The organism is Neisseria sp. HMSC065D04, from assembly GCF_001815675.1.
Lineage (GTDB): Bacteria > Pseudomonadota > Gammaproteobacteria > Burkholderiales > Neisseriaceae > Neisseria.
The window spans coordinates 34,887-55,503 of the sequence record NZ_KV821490.1; the positions used below are offsets into that span (position 1 = coordinate 34,887).

Consider the following 20,617-nt stretch of genomic DNA (forward strand, 5'->3'; position numbering starts at 1 on the left):
CGTACTGGTTTAAAGTTAATCCACTATACAAAAAACAGTTGATGCAGTTGGGGGCTATTATGGCTTTGACCGGCTGTACTTCCGTTGCCGATATGGTGGGATACGATACGGCATCGCTCAACGAGGCTGCCGCCAAAAACTATTCGCAAGTGGTACAGCAAGCGCAGTCGCAGCGCGTTTTGGACAACACCTCTCACACCTCACGCCGTATCAAAGCCGTATTCGAGCGCCTGAAGCCCTATGCCAACCAGGCCAACCAAACCGGCACACCTTTCAATTGGCAGATGAATGTTTTCCGCGGCAATGAATTGAACGCCTGGGCAATGCCCGGAGGCAAAATGGCGATGTACACCGGCATGGTCGAGCGTTTGAAATTGACGGACGACGAAATCGCCGCCGTTATCGGTCACGAGATGACCCACTCCCTGCTGGAACATGGCAAAAAAGCGATTGGCGGCCAAGTGCTGACGGGATTGGGCGGTTCTATTTTAGCGGGCGCATCAGGGGTCGATGCCAATATTGTTGGATTGGGCACGGATTTACTTGCTTCCAAGCCCTTTTCGCGCCATCAGGAAAGCGAAGCGGACGCAGGCGGCGTACGTTTGATGGCTCAGGCGGGCTACAATCCGGAGGCTGCCATCAGCGTTTGGGAAAAGATGAGCAAACTTGAAGGCAGCTCGTCCATTGCGATTTTGTCCACCCATCCGACCAATCAGACGCGCATCAACGCCATCCGCAGAATGCTGCCTGAACTCATGCCGATTTATCAGAAAAATAAACGATAAATTTTTTTGAATAAACTTTCTGCAACCCGGCATCGTTTTTTCAAATCAACCTGCAATCCCTTGCTTTAAATTTTCCTAAAAACAATTTAAATCAAAGTATTGTGCAATTTTCAATCAAGATTTTTCAGACGACCCCTCCGCCCCACCCAGCTCAGGTCGTCTGAAAAATTGTCAACATTTTCACCCAAATTACCAAGCAACCCAGACCCATTCGGCGTATAATACAGCATTTCCCAACCGCATTTGAGAGCTGAATCATGTCTGTTGTTTTGCCCTTGCGCGGCGTTACCGCCCTTTCCGATTTCCGTGTTGAAAAACTCTTGCAAAAAGCGGCCGCACTCGGCCTGCCCGAAGTGAAACTGAAAAGCGAATTTTGGTATTTTGTCGGCAGCGAGAAAGCACTGGATGCTGCGACTGTTGAAAAACTGCAAGCCTTGTTGGCGGCGCAAAGCGTTAAAGAAACGCCCGAAGCGCGCGAGGGCTTGCATTTATTTTTGGTAACGCCCCGCTTGGGTACGATTTCGCCGTGGGCTTCCAAGGCGACCAATATCGCGGAAAACTGCGGTTTGGAAGGCATAGAGCGCATCGAGCGCGGTATGGCGGTGTGGCTGGAAGGTCGTCTGAATGATGAACAGAAACAGCAATGGGCGGCTTTGCTGCACGACCGCATGACCGAATCCGTGCTGCCCGATTTTCAGACGGCCTCCAAATTATTCCACCATCTCGAATCCGAAACTTTCTCTACCGTTGATGTTTTAGGCGGCGGTAAAGAGGCTTTGGTTAAAGCCAATACCGAAATGGGTTTGGCACTCTCCGCCGACGAAATCGATTATCTGGTTGAAAACTATCAGGCTTTGCAGCGCAATCCGTCCGATGTGGAGCTGATGATGTTCGCGCAGGCAAACAGCGAACACTGCCGCCACAAAATCTTCAACGCCGATTTCATCATCAACGGCGAAAAACAGCCGAAATCCCTCTTCGGTATGATTCGGGATACGCACAATGCGCATCCCGAAGGTACGGTCGTTGCCTATAAAGACAATTCGTCCGTGATTGAAGGCGCAAAAGTCGAGCGTTTCTATCCGAATGCGGCGGAAAACCAAGGCTACCGTTTCCACGAGGAAGACACACATATCATCATGAAGGTGGAAACGCACAACCACCCGACCGCCATTGCGCCGTTTGCGGGCGCGGCAACGGGTGCAGGCGGCGAGATCCGCGACGAAGGCGCAACGGGCAAAGGTTCGCGTCCGAAAGCGGGCTTAACCGGCTTTACCGTGTCCAACCTCAACATCCCCAACCTCAAACAGCCGTGGGAACAAGACTACGGCAAGCCGGAACATATTTCCTCGCCGCTGGACATCATGATCGAAGGCCCCATCGGCGGCGCGGCGTTCAACAACGAATTCGGCCGCCCCAACCTCTTGGGCTACTTCCGCACCTTTGAAGAGGAGTTTGACGGTCAAGTTCGCGGCTATCACAAACCGATTATGATTGCCGGAGGCTTAGGCAGCATTCAGGCACAACAAACACACAAAGATGAAATCCCCGAAGGCGCATTGCTGATCCAACTGGGTGGCCCGGGCATGCTTATCGGCTTGGGCGGCGGCGCGGCTTCTTCGATGAATACCGGAACAAACGATGCGTCTTTGGACTTCAACTCCGTACAACGCGGCAACCCCGAAATCGAACGCCGCGCACAGGAAGTGATCGACCGCTGCTGGCAGCTTGGCGACAAAAACCCGATTATCTCCATCCACGACGTCGGCGCGGGCGGCTTGTCCAACGCCTTCCCCGAACTCGTCAACGATGCCGGACGCGGTGCGGTATTCAAGCTGCGCGAAGTCCCGCTGGAAGAACACGGCCTCAATCCGCTGCAAATCTGGTGCAACGAATCGCAAGAGCGTTATGTGTTGTCGATTTTGGAAAAAGATTTGGACACCTTCCGCGCCATCTGCGAACGCGAACGCTGCCCGTTTGCCGTGGTCGGCACGGCGACCGACGACGGTCATTTGAAAGTACGCGACGACTTGTTCTCCAACAATCCCGTCGATTTGCCGCTGAACGTCTTGCTCGGCAAACCGCCCAAAACCACGCGCAGCGACAAAACCGTGAGGTCGTCTGAAAAACCGTTTAACGCGGGCAATATCGACATCACCGAAGCCGCCTACCGCGTTTTGCGCCTGCCTACCGTAGCCGCCAAAAACTTCCTGATTACCATCGGCGACCGCAGCGTCGGCGGCATGACCCACCGAGACCAAATGGTCGGCAAATACCAAACCCCCGTAGCCGACTGCGCCGTGACCATGATGGGCTTCAACACCTATCGCGGCGAAGCGATGAGCATGGGCGAAAAACCGACCGTCGCCCTGTTTGACGCACCCGCCTCGGGCAGAATGTGCGTCGGCGAAGCCATCACCAACATCGCGGCGGTCAACATCGGCGACATCGGCAACATCAAGCTTTCCGCCAACTGGATGGCGGCGTGCGGCAACGAAGGCGAAGACGAAAAACTCTACCGCACCGTCGAAGCCGTCTCCCAAGCCTGTCAGGCATTGGATTTGAGCATTCCCGTGGGCAAAGACAGCCTGTCGATGAAAACCGTATGGCAGGACGGCGCGGACAAGAAATCCGTCGTCTCGCCGTTGAGCCTGATTATCTCCGCGTTCGCACCTGTCAAAGACGTGCGCAAAACTGTTACGCCCGAATTGAAAAACGTCGAAGACAGCGTATTGCTGTTTATCGATTTGGGCTTCGGCAAAGCGCGTATGGGCGGCTCCGCGTTCGGTCAGGTGTACAACAATATGAGCGGCGACGCGCCCGATTTGGACGATACAGGTCGTCTGAAAGCGTTTTACAGCGTGATTCAGCAGCTTGTCGCCGAAGACAAACTCTTGGCGTATCACGACCGCAGCGACGGCGGCTTGTTTGCCACGCTGGCGGAAATGGCGTTTGCGGGGCGTTGCGGGTTGGATATCACATTAGGAAGCATACTTTTTGCAACCATGATAGCAACCTATACACCTGCCCAGATTGACCACGACCTAAGCCTTGTTAATGCTGGTTCTATCATCTCTACCAAAGAAAACATAATCCGTTCGCTGTTTAACGAAGAGCTTGGTGCAGTTTTGCAGGTTCGTGCAGAAGATGCTGACTATGTACTCAAGCAGTTTGACAAGAAAGAATTTTTTGTAAACAAGGGTGGCTTCTCTCCGCGCAAGATAGGAAAATTTGCCAGCCATTATATTGGCACAATCAATCCGACATCCGACCGTCTTGTAATCACTGCTGCTGATGAAACTCTGTTCGACCAAACCCGCGCCGACCTGCAACGCGCATGGCAGGAAACCAGCCACGCCATCCAACGCCTGCGCGACAACCCCGCCTGCGCCGACAGCGAGTTCGCCCTGATTGGCGACAACGAACGCAGTGCATTGTTTGCCGATGTGAAGTTTGACGTAAACGAAGACATCGCCGCGCCTTTCGTCAACAGCGGCGCAAAACCCAAAATCGCCATTCTGCGCGAACAAGGCGTGAACGGACAAATCGAAATGGCCGCCGCCTTCACCCGCGCCGGATTCGATGCCTACGACGTGCATATGTCCGACCTGATGGCAGGCCGCGTCCACCTTGCCGACTTCAAAATGCTGGCGGCGTGCGGGGGCTTCAGCTACGGCGACGTACTCGGCGCAGGCGAAGGCTGGGCGAAATCCATCCTGTTCCACCCCGCCTTGCGCGACCAGTTCGCCGCCTTCTTCGCCGACCCGGACACGCTGACATTGGGCGTGTGCAACGGCTGCCAGATGGTCAGCAACCTCGCCGAAATCATCCCCGGCGCGGCAGGCTGGCCGAAGTTCAAACGCAACCTGAGCGAACAGTTCGAAGCGCGCCTGAGCATGGTTCACGTCCCCAAATCAGCCTCCCTGATCCTGAACGAAATGCAAGGCTCCAGCCTGCCCGTCGTCGTCAGCCACGGCGAAGGCCGCGCCGACTTCGCGCTTCACGGCGGCAAAATTTCAGACGGCCTCGGCATCGCGCTGCAATACGTCGACGGACAAAACCAAGTTACCCAAACCTACCCGCTCAACCCCAACGGCTCGCTGCAAGGCATCGCCGGCGTTACCAACGCCGACGGCCGCGTTACCATCATGATGCCTCACCCTGAACGCGTGTACCGCGCCGCACAAATGAGCTGGAAACCGGAAGACTGGACGGAACTGTCCGGCTGGTACCGCCTCTTCGCCGGAGCGAGGAAGGCTTTGGGTTAATCGGCAGGCTGATTTGATTCGGCTTTAAAGAAAAGGTCGTCTGAAAACGATTTAGCGGATTCTGCTATATCTATTTTCAGACGACCTTTATATGTTCTTTTGCGTATAATACCGAACCAACCGCCGTCATTCCCGCGTAGGCGGAAATCCAGCACCCTGCATTTCAGAAATACTCAAAGACTACTGTAAATTCAAGCTCCTGGATTCCCGCCTACGCGGGAATGACGGTCATAGGAAAATCAATGCATTACCCCAAATAATTAAATTAGAAAACTTAACTTTGATAGGAAGACTTAATGGCGAAAACAAAATATTCCGCACGGATCAATGGGGAACATATTGATGGGACGATAGAAATTATAAAAAGAATCGTCTTACATCTGCATGATATGGGCAGAACACAATTTAAGGTAAAAGATGTAGATGAACAGATTGAAGAACTAAAAAACCAATGGCAGATTACTCCTGACTATAATGATGATACACATGCTTCTTTGCATGTACTTAGTGTCAATTCAAACTCAAGGAAGCATTATCACGAATCAATGCACCAAGACTTTTTATGGTGGAAAAAAGGAGGAATATTTGAATTATACAAACCAACAAATTTTCAAATAAACTCAACCCAATCTTTGGAACAAGATCTCGGTAAACTCAAAGAACAATTAGTATCCGAAATTGAACCAGAAAAGCGAACCGAAATCGAAACCTTAATAAAAGCCCGTCTAGGGCAAGGCAATTTCCGGCAAAACGTACTCAAACTATATCCGAACTGCCCGCTAACAGGTCTAGATGTTCGGTCTTTACTTATTGCCAGCCATATCAAACCTTGGAGCAAATGCAATAATGAAGAGAGGTTAGATCCCTTCAATGGACTGATGCTCGCACCCAATATTGACGCATTATTCGATAGCGGACTGATTACGTTTGATACCAACGGTACGATAAAAATCAGTCCAAAAATTGATTTGGAAAATCAAAAGCGGCTTGGAATTTTTCCCGATATGCAATTAAAAATCGAACCTGAAAGCGAAAAATATTTCGAGTATCACCGCAACCACGTTTTCCAAGAAGAAGAATGAATAGTGTTGAACAGTCCGTTGACTTAAGGTCGTCTGAAAACGATTTAGCGAACCCCGCTATATTTGTTTTCAGACGACCTTTTTGCGTTCTTTTGTATACGAATACTAACCAACCGCCGTCATTCCTGCGCAGGCGGGAATCCAGACCTCTGCATTTCAGAAATACTTAAAGATTACTGTAAATCCAAACTTCTGGATTCCCGCCTGTGCGGGAATGACGGCGGCGAAGTGTTTTTTGGATTCCCACTATCGGCATTCTATCGGCGTATTCTGCAAGCAGAAGCATCATTCCGTATAATCCCCCTTAGCTCCCCATCAACTATAATCGGCACATTCAGACGGCCTCCTCCGACACCATGACCCGACAAGCCTTTATCCTCAGTGATTGCGAATTTTCCGAATGCGGCGAAAAGCCTTATGCGCTGTTGACGGCGAATCCGACCAAGGAACACCACTATATCGCCCAGACCGAGCAGCGGCAGCACGCGCACAATCCGCAGGTCAGCCCGCAGAATCAGAATGTCTATAAGCTGCCTTTGTCCATGTTCCGCGAACCGGCTGCTGCCGCCCGACGCTCCCGCTCCGGCGACAAGGTTCGCGGCGGGAACGAAAATCGCGGTGCGGCGGCGAGTGTCAACATCATCGGCAATCTGGCGGCGAAAAACCTCTACACGCTGACTTTCGTGGAAAACACCGCCAACCAGTACAATTTGGAAAGCTGGTTCAACCGCCACGAAAGCGGCTACGAAGAAGCCTGCAACCATCTGCGCACGCTACCCGAAGGTCGTCTGAAAACGGGCGAAACCGATACGGTCAAGGTTCCCGAAGCATTGTGGCGGATATTGCGGCTGAAATTCCTCGGCATCCTGCGCAATCCGCACAACCATAAAAACCTGTTTGCCCACCGTCTGCATGAGGCCGTTCGGGCGCGGCTGCCGGAGGTCGGGTTTGAGTTTGTGCGCCTGATCAGCAAGCGCGATCCGAGCCGCATCGAAGCCATTATGCAAAACTACCGTTTTTCGTTCCTCGGCTATGTCGATTGGCTGGCGGGGCTTTACGGCATGTTGAGCGAAGGCGTGGCGCAGCCGTCGCTGTTTGAGCGGCTGTTTTGCACCATATTCGCCGAACCCGATGCGGTGAAAATCGAGCTGTTCCGCTATTCCGAAAACGAGGGGCTGTGCCTGTTCGGCGACAGCAGCTTCTGCCTTCAGGCTTCGCCGAAACTCATCAGCGTCGGCGTAAATATTTCGCACGATATGTTTGCCGTCGTCCACCTGCAAACCGACCGCTGGCTTGCGTTTAAAAATACTTTCCACCACGATGCGCCGAAGTTGGAAGGTAGGGTAAGGATTATCGACGGCGACCAAACCCAGCGGCTGATGTTCAACCGGCTGACCATCAGTCAGGCGCATGAAGCCGTGTTTGGTAGAAGCCCGAATATCGATGATTATCTTTAACGCTTGGATGATGTAACCGCGCGCTTGATGTAAAGCATATTGATGCTAGACAAAAGGTCGTCTGAAAACGATTTGGCAAACCCGCTACTTTCGTTTTCAGACGACCTTGTTTGTACTCGGCGCTTAAGCCTTGTTTTGCGCTGCCGCTATTTACACTGCCCCACTGCCGCCGGATAAACCGACACCTGCGTCTGCGTCAGGGCAAACAGGTTTTCAAGCTGCGTTTGCGCTTGGCGGTTGGCATGATCCAAAATTTGGGCTTTGCACGCGCTGGCGAGGACTTGTTTTTTGGCTTCGTCCTGCACGGTTTTGAACACCGCCTTATCCACGGGCAAAAGGTTGAACGAGCCGGTTTGGATGTCGTACACCTCGATATTTTCCAAATCGACGCTGAGGATTTCTACGGGCGGCAGGCTGATGAGGACTTTTCCGTCCACGATATTGACGTTGTCGGCGTGAAGCTTGTCCAAATCCAAGCCCGCCAACACTTTGCCGCGCACGATAAACAGACCGCTTTGAGAGTCCTGCCACAATCTGCGCCAGTCGCCTTTTTTCTCGGTGCGGATGATGGTGTCGATGTAAAAAGCCGTGCTTTCCAAGCGGTTCATCTGCTTAATCTGCATCAAAACGCCTTCGCGCGAAATCGCTTCATGGGCGTTGTCGTTGCGGTGCTGGGCATAAAACCAGCCGCCCGCTGCTGCGACTGCGCAAAAAATAGATATTAAAATCAATCGGTAAACCATTTTCATCAGGTTAGACCCTTTTCGGTTGCGTTAAACTTATAGTGGATTAAAATTGCAATGATACGGCGTTGCCAACGCCCTTATGTACTACCCGTACACGGCGGGCGTTGCCGCCTTGTCTCATTTTTATTTTAATCCACTATAACGCCCATATTCTTTCAAATGTTCAGATTTCAAGCAAAGGTCGTCTGAAAACGCCATTTTTGTTTTTCAGACGACCTTCTGTCGAAACATTACCAAAAAGTAATAAAAATCCGCCTTCAAACACAGTTTGCCTTTTGGTAAAGACAAGACTACAATCGCCTACATCCTTTCAGCCACACCACACATCATGAACACCACCGACCTGCGCCGCCGCAACCTGCGGCAATGGATAGCGGACAAATACGGCGGCCAGCAAACCCGTTTTGCCGAAGCCATCGCCATCAACCAAGGCGAATTGTCCGCCCTTCTGAAAAACAAATCCTTCGGCGAGAAAAAAGCCCGCAAAATCGAACAGGCGGCGCAAATGCCCGCCATGTGGCTGGATCAAGAACACGCCACAGCCCAACCCGACCATCAAGAAAGACGCACCATGCCCCACATTTCCTCCATCCCCGAAATCCTCGCCGACATCAAAGCCGGCAAAATGGTCATCATCACCGACGCGGAAGACCGCGAAAACGAAGGCGATTTGCTGATGGCGGCGCAGTTCGTTACCCCCGAAGCCATCAACTTCATGATCAAACACGCGCGCGGACTGGTTTGCCTGCCGATGGAAGGCAGCATGGTCGAGCGGCTCGGCCTGCCCATGATGACCCAGAAAAACGGCGCGCAATACGGCACCAACTTCACCGTTTCCATCGAAGCGGCGCAAGGCATTACCACCGGCATTTCCGCCGCCGACCGCGCCCTGACCATCCAAACCGCTGTTTCTCCGACCGCCAAACCCGAAGACATCGTCCAACCCGGTCATATTTTCCCCTTGCGTGCGCAAAAAGGCGGCGTCCTAGTACGCGCCGGACACACCGAAGCCGGCGTCGACTTGGCACAAATGAACGGGCTCATCCCCGCCGCCGTCATCTGCGAAATCATCAACGACGACGGCACCATGGCGCGCATGCCCGAACTGATGAAGTTCGCCGAAGAACACAACCTCAAAATCGGCACGATTACCGACCTTATCGAATACCGCAGCCGCACCGAAAGCCTGCTCGAAGACATGGGCAACGCCCCCGTACAAACCCCGTGGGGCGAATTCCAGCAACACGTTTACGTTGACAAACTCTCCGGCGAAACCCACCTCGCCCTCGTCAAAGGCAAACCCACCGCCGACACCGAAACCCTCGTCCGCGTACACGAACCCTTCAGCGTCATGGACTTCATCCAAGCCAACCCGCGCCATTCCTGGTCGCTGCCCAAAGCCCTTGAACGCATCCAGCAAGCCGAAAGCGGCGTCGTTATCCTCCTGCACCGCACCGAAGACGGCGCCACCCTGCTCGACCGCACCCTGCCCAAAGGCGCCAACCAAGCCTACAAATGGGACAGCAAAAGCTACGGCATCGGCGCGCAAATCCTCGCCGGCCTCAACGTCGGCAAACTGCGCGTGTTAGGACAGCCCTCCGCCTTCACCGGCCTGACCGGCTTCGGCTTGGAAGTCGTCGGCTTTGAAGAAGCAGAAAACAAATAAACCGCCCGTCTTATCAAAAGGTCGTCTGAAATCCCGATTCCGGTTTTCAGACGACCTTTTGCTATAAATTACCTGATTCAGCCAACCTCCCATGAAAATTATAGTGGATTAACTTTAAATCAGGACAAGGCGAGGTAACGCCGTCCTGGTTTAAAGTTAATCCACTATATTACTATAATTTATTTCAAATAAAAATAATAATATAATAATTATGAAATAATTTAAGAATAATTTTTATTGTATTCAAAATACAAATATAGCATAATGCTCATCATCAAAAAGGATATTCTCCTCCTGATATTTTATTTAACAATAAAAACAAAAGGATATAATTATGTCCAACAGCTATATCGACCGCCGTACAGAAATATATAACCAATGAAATCAAAATAAAGTTACGTTGAGTTTACGTTTATCCATTAAAGATGATTTGATTTTGCAAGAGCTTGCCGATGCTTGGGAAACAACCCGCCAAGACATCATTAATGATTTAATTCAAGAATTCATTATTCAAGACTGGGAGAACAAACGAATGATTGACAAACAAAAAGACGAAGAATTTGATAATTCAACTACAACACGATATTTCTTATTAAATACTAATAGTGCCAACGACCTGGAAGACCATAATTTCATGATGACAAACCAAGTAGCTGCTGCATTTGAAGATGGCTACAAAGAAAAAATCTGTCGGATTAAAAAAGGAGACTATGTATTCCTATACGCCTCCGGACAAGGAATTGTTGCATATGGTCAAGCAACAGGAATCGTAGAGAAAACACATCATTATGGTGTTGATAATAAAACATTTTTTCAAAAACTGGAACATTTTGTCGATTTAAGTCAAAATCCAATCAAAGCAAGACAGGTTAAATCCATTTTGGGACGTTCTTTTCCTTTTGCCCAAACATTATCTCAGATTACTGATGGGGAAAAACTTTTGGAGAATCTCAAATAAGACAAAGTAAGGCTACAAGTATCCTGTAAAACGGCAGTTAAATTTCAAAAGGTCGTCTGAAATCCCGATTCCGGTTTTCAGACGACCTTTTGCTATAATACCCGCCAGTTTGAAAACGGAAGAAACCCATGTCCCGAATCGCCGCCCTGCCCGACCACCTCGTCAACCAAATCGCCGCCGGCGAAGTGGTCGAACGCCCCGCCAACGCCCTCAAAGAAATCGTCGAAAACAGCATAGACGCAGGCGCGACGGCGATTGAAGTCGAGCTGGCGGGCGGCGGCATCCGCCTCATCCGCGTCAGCGACAACGGCGGCGGCATCCATCCCGACGACATCGAACTCGCGCTCCACCGCCACGCCACCAGCAAAATCAAAACCTTAAACGATTTGGAACACGTCGCCAGCATGGGCTTTCGCGGCGAAGGCTTGGCAAGCATCGCCTCCGTCAGCCGCCTGACCCTGACCAGTCGCCAAGACGGCAGCGCGCACGCGACCCAAGTCAAAGCCGAAGACGGCAAACTCAGCAGCCCCACCGCCGCCGCCCATCCCGTCGGCACCACCATCGAAGCCGCCGAACTCTTCTTCAACACCCCCGCGCGGCGCAAGTTCCTCAAATCCGAAAACACCGAATACGCCCACTGCGCCACCATGCTCGAACGCCTCGCACTGGCGCATCCGCACATCGCCTTCTCGCTCAAGCGCGATGGCAAACAAGTGTTCAAACTCCCCGCCCAAAGCCTGCACGAACGCATAGCCGCCATCGTCGGCGAAGACTTTCAGGCGGCATCTTTAGAAATCGACAGCGGCAACGGCGCGCTGCGGCTCTACGGCGCCATCGCCAAACCCACCTTCGCCAAAGGCAAAACCGACAAACAATACTGTTTTGTCAACCACCGCTTCGTGCGCGACAAAGTCATGCTCCACGCCGTCAAACAGGCATACCGCGACGTATTGCACAACGCACTCACCCCCGCCTTCGTCCTCTTCCTCGACCTGCCTCCCGAAGCCGTGGACGTCAACGTCCACCCCACCAAAACCGAAATCCGCTTCCGCGACAGCCAGCAGGTACACCAACTCGTGTTCCACACCCTCAACAAAGCCCTCGCCGACACCCGCGCCGACTTGACCGAAAGTGTCGGCAACGCAGGCGAAGTGTTGCACGAAATCACAGGCATCCGTCCCGCAGCAACGTCGTCTGAAAACGAGCCTAGCGGGTTCCGCCCGAACCCAACCGCATCGTCTGAAAACATTTTTGCCGCTACACCAAACGCACACACTTCCGAACCGCGCAACGCCTTCAGTTCCGGCAAAACCGCCCCCATGCCCTATCAGGCAGCACGCGCGCCGCAGCAGCGCAGCCTGTCCCTGCGCGAAAGCCGCGCCGCCCTCAACACCTACGCCGAACTCTTCAAAAACACCGCAGCCGATGAAGCCGATATCGAGTTGGCACAATTCGAACAAGCCCGCTTCGGCAGCACATCCGCCACGTCGTCTGAAATCCCCGCACGCAGCTTTTCAGACGACCCCAAACCCGAACTGCCGCCGCTCGGCTTCGCCATCGCCCAACTATTAGGCATCTACATCCTCGCCCAGGCCGAAGACAGCCTGCTGCTCATCGACATGCACGCCGCCGCCGAGCGCGTCAACTACGAAAAAATAAAACGCCAGCGGCAGGAAAACGGCAACCTGCAAAGCCAACGCCTGCTCATCCCCGTTACCTTCGCCGCGTCCCACGAAGAATGCGCCACCCTCGCCGACCATGCCGACACGCTGGCAGGCTTCGGGCTGGAACTGTCCGACATGGGCGGCAACACCCTCGCCGTCCGCGCCGTCCCCGCCATGCTCGGCAAAGCCGACGTCGTCTCGCTCGCCAAAGACGTATTGGGCGAACTCGCCCAAGTCGGCAGCAGCCAAACCATCGAAGAACACGAAAACCACATCCTCGCCACCATGTCCTGCCACGGCTCCGTCCGCGCCGGCCGCCAGCTCACCCTGCCCGAAATGAACGCCCTCCTGCGCGACATGGAAAACACCCCGCGCAGCAACCAATGCAACCACGGCCGCCCGACCTGGGTAAAACTGACGCTGAAAGAATTGGACGCACTGTTTTTACGCGGACAATAATGCTGATGAAAAACAAAGGTCGTCTGAAAACGGATTTAGGCTTTCAGACGACCTTTGTAGATTAAGTTGTCAAAAACAACCTTTACGATGTCGTTGGTTTTGTTAGGTTTTGAACAGACAAAAAGAATTTAATTGCTGGCACAGAGTAAAACTTTTAACTTGGAGAAAACATGACTTCCATTATTTTAGAACTACAGGAACTAGCAGCCAACCCCAATAGCGATGTTGAAGAATTATTAAATAAAACCTATATGGTTGCACGCAAATTAAAAATTTCTAAGCTAATAAATTGGTGTCAAAATGAATTATCCGGCTATCAAACAGATGATATGCCCGATTATAGAAAATTTTATGGGCAACTAAAAGTTTTACATCCATATACTGGTCAATATATTCCCTTTCATGTCCCAGATGAAACAAAACAATTGCTTACACTAATCGAATTTGAACCATCGATTGGAGTGATAAGAAATTTACTCCTAAACAATACAAATGGTTTTTTTGAAAAAACAATACCAAATGAGGTAAGAACTTGGCTAATAGAAGCACAAGAAACAGCTATACCTTTCGAACCTAAGATTATTTTTCATAAATCTGATTTAATGAATATTCAATCTAAAATTCGGAATATGATTTTAGATTGGGCATTAACACTGGAGGAAGAAGATTTTTCAGAAGAAGGTATCCAATTCTCAAAAACTAAAAAGGAATTAGCAATGACTAACCAATTTAATATTCAGAATATGCAAGGATATGTTGGTAATTTTTCTGGTGGCAATATCCAACAAAATATTCATGATGGCATTCATATTGAAAAAGGTAATTTCGATTCATTGGCTGAGTATTTAGTCAAAAATGGTATCCCTTATTCAGAACTATCCAAATTAAAAATAGCTCTTAATGAAGATTCACCTCCAATTAATACTAAAAATTTTGGGAACCACGTACATAACTGGATTGATGATATTGTTAAAAAAGTATCGAATCGCATTATTGACATCCCAATAACAACTATTACAGGTTTATTGACGAAAGCCATTTCCAAATATTATGGCTTATCTTGAACAAAAATATTCCTCAAGCGTAGATTGGGTCAAAACTCAACAAGAATTGTTAAACATTCCGCAATATCCAAGTTTCAATCCAATCTACCATCAAATCAAAGGTTTCAGACGACCTTTTATCCTAAACCCAATCAACAACCCAACCGTAGCGTGTGCTTTGCCCACGAAAAACCACCACCCAATCCATCTTTTAAAAACTCAAATAAAAACGTCGTCTGAAAATCCCAAATCCGATTTTTCAGACGACCTCTTTCTTCACTAACTAACTATTTTCTTTTCTTCAGCAATCTCAACGCATTGCCCACGACAAACAGCGAGCTGAGGCTCATGCCCAATGCGGCGATCCAGGGTTTGACGTAGCCTAAGACGGCGAGCGGGACGGCGATGATGTTGTATGCGCTTGCCCAGGCGAGGTTTTGGCGGATGATTTCGCGTGTGCGGCGTGCTTGGGCGACGGTGGCGGGCAGGATGTTCAAATCGTCGTTGAGCAAGACCAGATCGGCGCCGTCGCGTGCGACATCGGCGCCTGCTGCGACGGCGGCGGATACGTCGGCTTGGGCGAGGACGGGGGCGTCGTTGATGCCGTCGCCGACCATCAAGACTTTTCTGCCTTGTTTCTGCAATTCTTCAACGTAGGCGAGCTTGTCTTCGGGCGTGGCTTCGGCGCGGTAGGTGTCTAAACCGAGTGTCTGCGCGACTTGTGCAACGGCATTGGTGCGGTCGCCGCTGAGCAGGTGGGTGCGGATGCCTTGTTGTTTGAGGATGTCGAGCATGGCGGCGGCGCTGTCTTTGATTTGGTCTTCGAGCAGGAAGACGGCTTGGAAACCGCTTTGGTTGCCGAGGAACACCATGCTGCCTGCGTGTTCGATACCGGCGGCTTCGTCAGGCAACACGCCGGCTATTCCGGCGACAAAATCGGCGCGTCCCAATGCCCAAACTTGGGTTTCGTCTTTATAGGTCATTTGCGCGCTGACACCTTGCCCGATGCGGTTGACGCGTTGGGAAACTGCGTATTCGGGCGCGGGGACGGGTTCGTCTGAAAGCGTGTGGTTCAAGATGGCGCGGGCGATGGGGTGTTCGGATTGTTGCTCCAGGGCTTGTGCGGCGGCAAGCGCTTCTGCTGTTTTCAGACGACCTAAGGGGATGATTCGGCTGACGGAAAGCTGTCCTTTGGTCAGCGTGCCGGTTTTGTCGAACACGACATCGTCGATTTGGGCGAGCGTTTCGAGGCTTTGTTTGCCGCTGATTAACACGCCGTCGTCGGCAAGCGCGCCTGTGGAGGCGGCAAGCGCGGTCGGCGTGGCAAGCGAAAGTGCGCAGGGACAAGTGATGACCAGCAGCGCGACGGTAATCCACAAGGCGGTTTGTGCGTCGGCATACCACGTCCAGCCGATGAAAACGGGCACGGCAAGCAGCAGCTCGCCAAACACGAAGCTGGAAGCGTATTTCTCGGCAAGCTCGGCGGCGCGCGGTTTTTGGGCGAGCGCGCGGTCGAGCAGTTTGACGATGTGCGACAGGCGCGTGTTGTTGCCGGTGCGGTCAGTTCGGATAACAAGCGGGCTGCCCGTATTGAGCGTGCCTGCGGTAACGTTTTCAGACGACCTTTTGACGACGGGCAGGCTCTCACCCGTCAGCATGGCTTCGTCCACTTCGCTCTCGCCGGACAACACCGTGCCGTCCACAGGAATGACTTCGCCGGGTTTGACGACGATGACGTCGCCCGCCTGAAGCTGTACAACCGCCGCTTCTTCGATTTCCTCGCTGTCGGGATAAGACGGAAGGCGGTGGCAGAACGCGGGGACGAGTTTCACCAGCCGTTCTGCCGCATCCCCCGCCCTGCGCCTTGCGATTTGTTCCATAAACCGCCCGCCCAGCAGGAAAAACAGCAGCATGGCGATGGATTCGAAATACATCCCCTGCCCTGCATTGACGGCAAGGCTGTAAATGCCCGCGACAAAGGTCATCACGACCGCAATCGCAATCGGCGTATCCATGCCGACTCGGCGGTTTTTCCAATCGCGCCATGCGCCGCGGTAAAACGGTAACGCGCTGTAAAACACGACGGGCAGCACCATCAAAAAGCCGCCCCAGTGCAGGATTTCCAAAAACAGCGGCTCGATGTCGCCGCCGTAAAGATAAGTCGGCACGGCAAACATCATCGTCTGCATCATGCCCAAACCCGCGACCGCCAGCCTGACGATAAACTGTTTGCGCTCTTTCTGCGCCTGCGCCTCGACTTTTTGCGCATCATAAGGCGCGGCGGTATAACCCGTTTTTCGGATTTTCAAAAGAATGTCCGACAGCGCGATTTTGCCCTCGTCCCACACCACGCGGCAGCGGTGCGTACTGTAATTCAAATCCACGCGCACCACGCCCGCCGTCCGCAAAAGCTGCTGCTCAATCAGCCATACGCACGCCGCGCAAGTAATGCCGCCCAGCATCAACACCGCCTCGCGTTCATCCCCTTCCCCGACCTCGACAAAATCCGCCTGCACTTCGGGCAAATCGTACAATTTCAGTTGCGACAACACTTCCGGCGGCGGCAGTTCGGATTTTTCCGCGTCGGCGGTACGCTGTTTGTAATAATTGCCCAAACCTGCATCAATAATGCTCTGCGCCACCGCCTGACAACCCGCGCAGCAGGTTTCATGGTCTTCATTTTCGTAGCGGACGGTCAAATGGAGGTGTTCGGGGACTTCCAGACCGCAATGGAAACAGGTTCTTTCCGTTTGATTCATAATATGTGCCTGATGGTGTGCCGGCAGGTGGTTTGCCGTTTGAAACTTGGATTTGAAATGTTTAAAAATGTAAACTTTATTAAAGTGTCGCTTTTTAGCAGATTTTTAAAATTTTTTTACAAAACGTTTATTTTAAAACAATTTGCATATTTTTATATTATTTATTTATATTTTTCAACAATATATCCGTTTATCAATAGACGAACGGTTACCCTGCCATACCGCATATCGGTCGAATTTACCGATTATTTTAATGTAAAAACGGAACTTTTTTAAAAAAATACCATACATTTTTGTTGACCGACTCGATTTGAAGCTGCATACTACACGCATATTCCGTACAAACAGTACAATAAAAAATACAAAACATTACGCTTTTACACAAAATTTTTCATTAACCTCTTACTCGGGAAAACATCATGATTGACCGCCTGCTACCTATTTTTGCCGTTATCGGCATCCTGTCCAGCGTCGCCTACCTGAGCTTGGCGGCATGGATGATTTACGAAAACGTTTTGAAAAAACGCCGCCTCCTCCCCCTCTAAGCGGGAAACCTTTTAAACGGCCGTTTGGAATAAAGATAAACCCTCCCTGATTTATCTTTGTTTTCCAAACGGCCTTTATTTTTTCAGACGACCTTTTGAAACACGCGGCGGCAAACAATGCAAACAATGGATGGAAATCAAAATCCGCCCCGCCGTCCTTCCCATTGAGAAACAACGGCAGTCAAAACACCTTGTTTTTATTCGGACTCAAAGTTTTCAGACGACCCCTTGCCGCCGTTTTCCAACGCCCGTTCAATCATCGCCTCGCGCAAAGCGTCCAAGCCCAGACTTTTCGCAACCGAAATATTCACGCCGACGGCGCGTCCCGAATTGTCCCGCAACACGCCCGCCCCGCGCACGCCTTCCGGCAGCAGGTCGATTTTGTTGTACACGACAAGCTGCGGCACTTCATGCGCGCCGATTTCCTCCAAAACCACATTCACATCGTCCATCTGCCGCTCGAAATCGGGATTGGACGCATCGACAACGTGCAGCAGCACATCTGCCAAAGCCGTTTCCTCAAGCGTCGCCGAAAACGCCGACACCAGCTTGTGCGGCAAATCGCGGACGAAACCGACTGTATCCGTCAGAATCACGCCCGCCTCGTGCGACAGGAACAAACGCCGCGCCGTCGTATCCAGCGTGGCAAAAAGCTGGTCTTTCGCCAACACGTCCGCCTTGGTCAGACGGTTGAACAGGCTGGACTTGCCCGCGTTGGTGTAGCCGACGATGGCAAAGGTTTTCAGACGACCTTCCATCCGCGATTTGCGGCGCGTGGCACGTTGTTTTTTCACTTGCGCCAACTGTTTTTTCAACGCCGTGATTTTCTGCCCGATTAAACGGCGGTCGGTTTCCAACTGCGTCTCACCCGGCCCTTTCAGGCCGATACCGCCCTTCTGGCTCTGCAAATGCCCGTAGCCGCGCACCAACCGCCCGCTCAAATGGTTCAACTGCGCCAGCTCCACCTGCAATTTACCCTCTTGCGATTGGGCGCGTTTGGCAAAAATCGCCAAAATCAGACCCACGCGGTCGAGGACGCGGCATTGCAGGATTTTTTCCAAATTGCGCTCCTGCGTCGGCGTCAATTCATGGTTGAACACCGCCAAGCCGATGTCGTGCAGCTTCACCGCCGCCGCCAGCTCCTCCGCCTTTCCCGTACCGACGAAATAAGCCGTATGCGCCTTGTCGCGCTTGGCAGTTTCCCGCAACACCAGCTCGCCGCCCGCCGCCGCGACCAATTCCGCCGCCTCGTCCAAGGTCGTCTGAAAAGTCCGCTCGCGCACTTCGTTCGCGCCCGAATAATCCGCGCTCAACATCACCCCGACCAGCATCACGCGTTCGGGTTGCTCCAAAGATTTGTCGACGGGGAAAATGTTGCGTTTGGACAAGGAAAATCCTTTCTTTTTTTGAAAAAACAGAAAGCGGCATCCATCCATTTGATGACTCGGCCGCTCTCTGCCCTATCTCTGTTTGGCGTGCCGCACGCTCCGTTGGAGGCGTTTTTGACGCGATTGCGTGCTGCGTCAACATCTTACACCATCCGACCGTGAAAGCATAATCAAGAAAGGTCGTCTGAAAACCGGATTGGGGTTTTCAGACGACCTTTTGTTTGTTTAAACGGTTTGAACAACGCTTCAGGCGGCTTGTTCGTGCAGCGTGCGGAGGCGGTTTTGCGCGGGGTTTTCTTGAAACCATTTCAATTCGTCGCGCAGGGAAACGACTTCGCCGATAACAATCAACGCAGGGCGCGGGGCGTTTTCTGCCAGCTCGGACAGGTTTTTCAGACGACCTGTCACGACGCTCTGATGCGGAAGCGTGCCGTTGGAGACGATGGCGACGGGTGTGTCGCTGCTGCGTCCGTGTGCCATCAGTTTTTCGGCGGTTTCGGCGGCTTTGAGCGTGCCCATATAGACGACCAGGGTTTGGTTGCTCAGGGCGAGCGTGCGCCAGTCGGGTTGGTGGCCGTCGTGTTTGCTGTGTCCGGTAACGAAGAGCGCGCTTTGGGCGCAGTCGCGGTGCGTCAGGGGGATGCCTGCGTAGGCGGTCGCGCCCAGTGCGGCGGTGATGCCGGGGATGATGCGGTAGGGGATGTTTGCCTGCCGCAGGACTTGGGCTTCTTCGCCGCCGCGCCCGAAAACGAAGGGGTCGCCGCCTTTGAGCCGGACGACGCGCAAACCTTGGCGGGCGTATTCGACAAGGAGGCGGTTGGTTTCTTCTTGTTGGACGTGGTGCGAGCCTGCGCGTTTGCCGACGCTGATTTTGTCCGCGTCTTTGCGCACCATGCTTAAGACGTCGTCTGAAACCAAGGCATCGTGGAACACGACATCCGCCGCCTGTATCGCCTGCAAAGCGTGCAAGGTGAGCAGCCCTGCGTCGCCGGGGCCTGCGCCGACAAGGACGACTTCGCCTTTTGCCGCGCCGAAGCCGTCAAGCTGCGCGGCAAGCTCTGCTTCGGCGGCATCAAGGTTGCCTTGGGCGGCGAGTGCGTTAAAGCGGCTGTCGAACAGGTTTTCCCAAAAACGGCGGCGGTTTGCCGTGCCTTTGATTTTGGCTTTGACCGCGCTGCGCCATTTGCCTGCGAGCGCCGCCATTTGACCGGTGTGCAGCGGGATGAGCGTTTCGATGATTTGCCGCCACTTGCGCGCCAAAACGGGAGCGGTCGCGCCGCTGGAGACGGCGATTTTGAGCGGGCTGCGGTCGATGACGGCGGGGACGGTGAAGGAACACAAATCCGCGGTATCGACGGTGTTGCAGAGTTTCGCCCGCTGCTCCGCCGCTTGGAAGATGCGGCGGTTGAAGGCGTAATCGTCGGTGGCGGCGACGGCGAAAAACACGTCGTCCAAATCGTCCTCGTGAAATTCGCTGCCCAGCCATTCGATTTTGCCTTCGTCCGCCCATTTTTGGAAAACGGGATTGAGTTCGCGGGCGACAACCCTGACCGCAGCCCCTGCCTGCAACAGGCTTTCGGCTTTGCGTTCCGCCACTTTGCCCGCACCCGCCAGCAGGACGGGGCGGCCGTTCAAATCGGCAAACAGGGGATAATGGTTCATGGCGTGTTCTCTTATTAAGCTATCGTGCCGCCCATCTTAAAATCCCGCAGGCTTCAGCGGAAAGAATGGTTTTTGCTTATCTTATCGAATTTGGTTATATGGTGGATTAAATTTAAATCAGGACAAGGCGACGAA

General features: G+C 52.4%; 13 protein-coding genes. 9 read left to right on the top strand and 4 right to left on the bottom strand.

From position 1 onward, the window contains the following. Positions 1-41: 41 nt before the first annotated feature. The 4 genes from HMPREF3050_RS02990 to HMPREF3050_RS03005 all read left to right on the top strand — a co-directional run bounded on the left by HMPREF3050_RS02990 (position 42) and on the right by HMPREF3050_RS03005 (position 7,592). Positions 42-785: a M48 family metallopeptidase gene (locus HMPREF3050_RS02990; protein ID WP_070773392.1), complete on the top strand. Its 744-nt coding sequence runs from the start codon at positions 42-44 to the stop codon at positions 783-785. Positions 786-1,042: 257 nt separating this feature from the next. Then, on the top strand, positions 1,043-5,053 hold the full coding sequence (purL, locus tag HMPREF3050_RS02995; protein ID WP_070773393.1) for a phosphoribosylformylglycinamidine synthase: 4,011 nt from the start codon (positions 1,043-1,045) through the stop codon (positions 5,051-5,053). Between the two features lie 296 nt (positions 5,054-5,349). After that, positions 5,350-6,135: an HNH endonuclease gene (locus HMPREF3050_RS03000; RefSeq protein WP_094113303.1), complete on the top strand. Its 786-nt coding sequence runs from the start codon at positions 5,350-5,352 to the stop codon at positions 6,133-6,135. A gap of 356 nt (positions 6,136-6,491) precedes the next feature. Next, positions 6,492-7,592 carry a hypothetical protein gene (locus tag HMPREF3050_RS03005; protein ID WP_070773394.1) on the top strand — a complete coding sequence of 367 codons (1,101 nt, stop codon included), beginning with the start codon at positions 6,492-6,494 and terminating at the stop codon, positions 7,590-7,592. Positions 7,593-7,738: 146 nt separating this feature from the next. On the opposite strand, the gene HMPREF3050_RS03010 is transcribed toward HMPREF3050_RS03005, so the two are convergent. Further along, positions 7,739-8,341 (bottom strand): DUF4230 domain-containing protein, encoded by a 603-nt coding sequence (locus HMPREF3050_RS03010; RefSeq protein ID WP_070773395.1) that lies wholly within the window; start codon positions 8,339-8,341, stop codon positions 7,739-7,741. Positions 8,342-8,663: 322 nt separating this feature from the next. Between HMPREF3050_RS03010 and ribBA the strand changes: the two genes are divergently transcribed. From ribBA to HMPREF3050_RS03030, 4 genes are all read left to right on the top strand, one after another. After that, positions 8,664-10,004, top strand: coding sequence for a bifunctional 3,4-dihydroxy-2-butanone-4-phosphate synthase/GTP cyclohydrolase II (gene ribBA / locus HMPREF3050_RS03015; RefSeq protein ID WP_174263549.1), 1,341 nt, complete (start codon positions 8,664-8,666; stop codon positions 10,002-10,004). A gap of 436 nt (positions 10,005-10,440) precedes the next feature. After that, positions 10,441-10,962, top strand: coding sequence for an EVE domain-containing protein (locus HMPREF3050_RS03020; protein ID WP_246830210.1), 522 nt, complete (start codon positions 10,441-10,443; stop codon positions 10,960-10,962). 128 nt (positions 10,963-11,090) lie between these two features. Continuing rightward, positions 11,091-13,085 carry a DNA mismatch repair endonuclease MutL gene (mutL, locus tag HMPREF3050_RS03025; RefSeq protein ID WP_070773396.1) on the top strand — a complete coding sequence of 665 codons (1,995 nt, stop codon included), beginning with the start codon at positions 11,091-11,093 and terminating at the stop codon, positions 13,083-13,085. Positions 13,086-13,255: 170 nt separating this feature from the next. Further along, positions 13,256-14,149, top strand: a complete 894-nt coding sequence (locus HMPREF3050_RS03030) for an AbiTii domain-containing protein (protein ID WP_070773397.1) — start codon at positions 13,256-13,258, stop codon at positions 14,147-14,149. A 266-nt stretch (positions 14,150-14,415) separates the two neighbouring features. On the opposite strand, the gene HMPREF3050_RS03035 is transcribed toward HMPREF3050_RS03030, so the two are convergent. Then, complete coding sequence (locus tag HMPREF3050_RS03035) at positions 14,416-16,887, bottom strand: heavy metal translocating P-type ATPase (protein ID WP_070773398.1); 2,472 nt, start codon at positions 16,885-16,887, stop codon at positions 14,416-14,418. A gap of 419 nt (positions 16,888-17,306) precedes the next feature. On the opposite strand from HMPREF3050_RS03035, the gene HMPREF3050_RS15100 reads away from it, so the two are divergent. Beyond that, entirely contained in the window at positions 17,307-17,432 is a 126-nt protein-coding gene (locus tag HMPREF3050_RS15100; RefSeq protein ID WP_003757417.1) for a hypothetical protein, read from the top strand. Between the two features lie 197 nt (positions 17,433-17,629). Here the strand turns inward: HMPREF3050_RS15100 and hflX are convergent, their stop codons facing one another. Both hflX and cysG read right to left on the bottom strand, forming a co-directional pair. Continuing rightward, complete coding sequence (gene hflX, locus HMPREF3050_RS03040; protein WP_070773399.1) at positions 17,630-18,820, bottom strand: GTPase HflX; 1,191 nt, start codon at positions 18,818-18,820, stop codon at positions 17,630-17,632. Between the two features lie 246 nt (positions 18,821-19,066). Next, on the bottom strand, positions 19,067-20,482 hold the full coding sequence (gene cysG, locus HMPREF3050_RS03045) for a siroheme synthase CysG (protein WP_070773400.1): 1,416 nt from the start codon (positions 20,480-20,482) through the stop codon (positions 19,067-19,069). Positions 20,483-20,617: the final 135 nt, after the last annotated feature.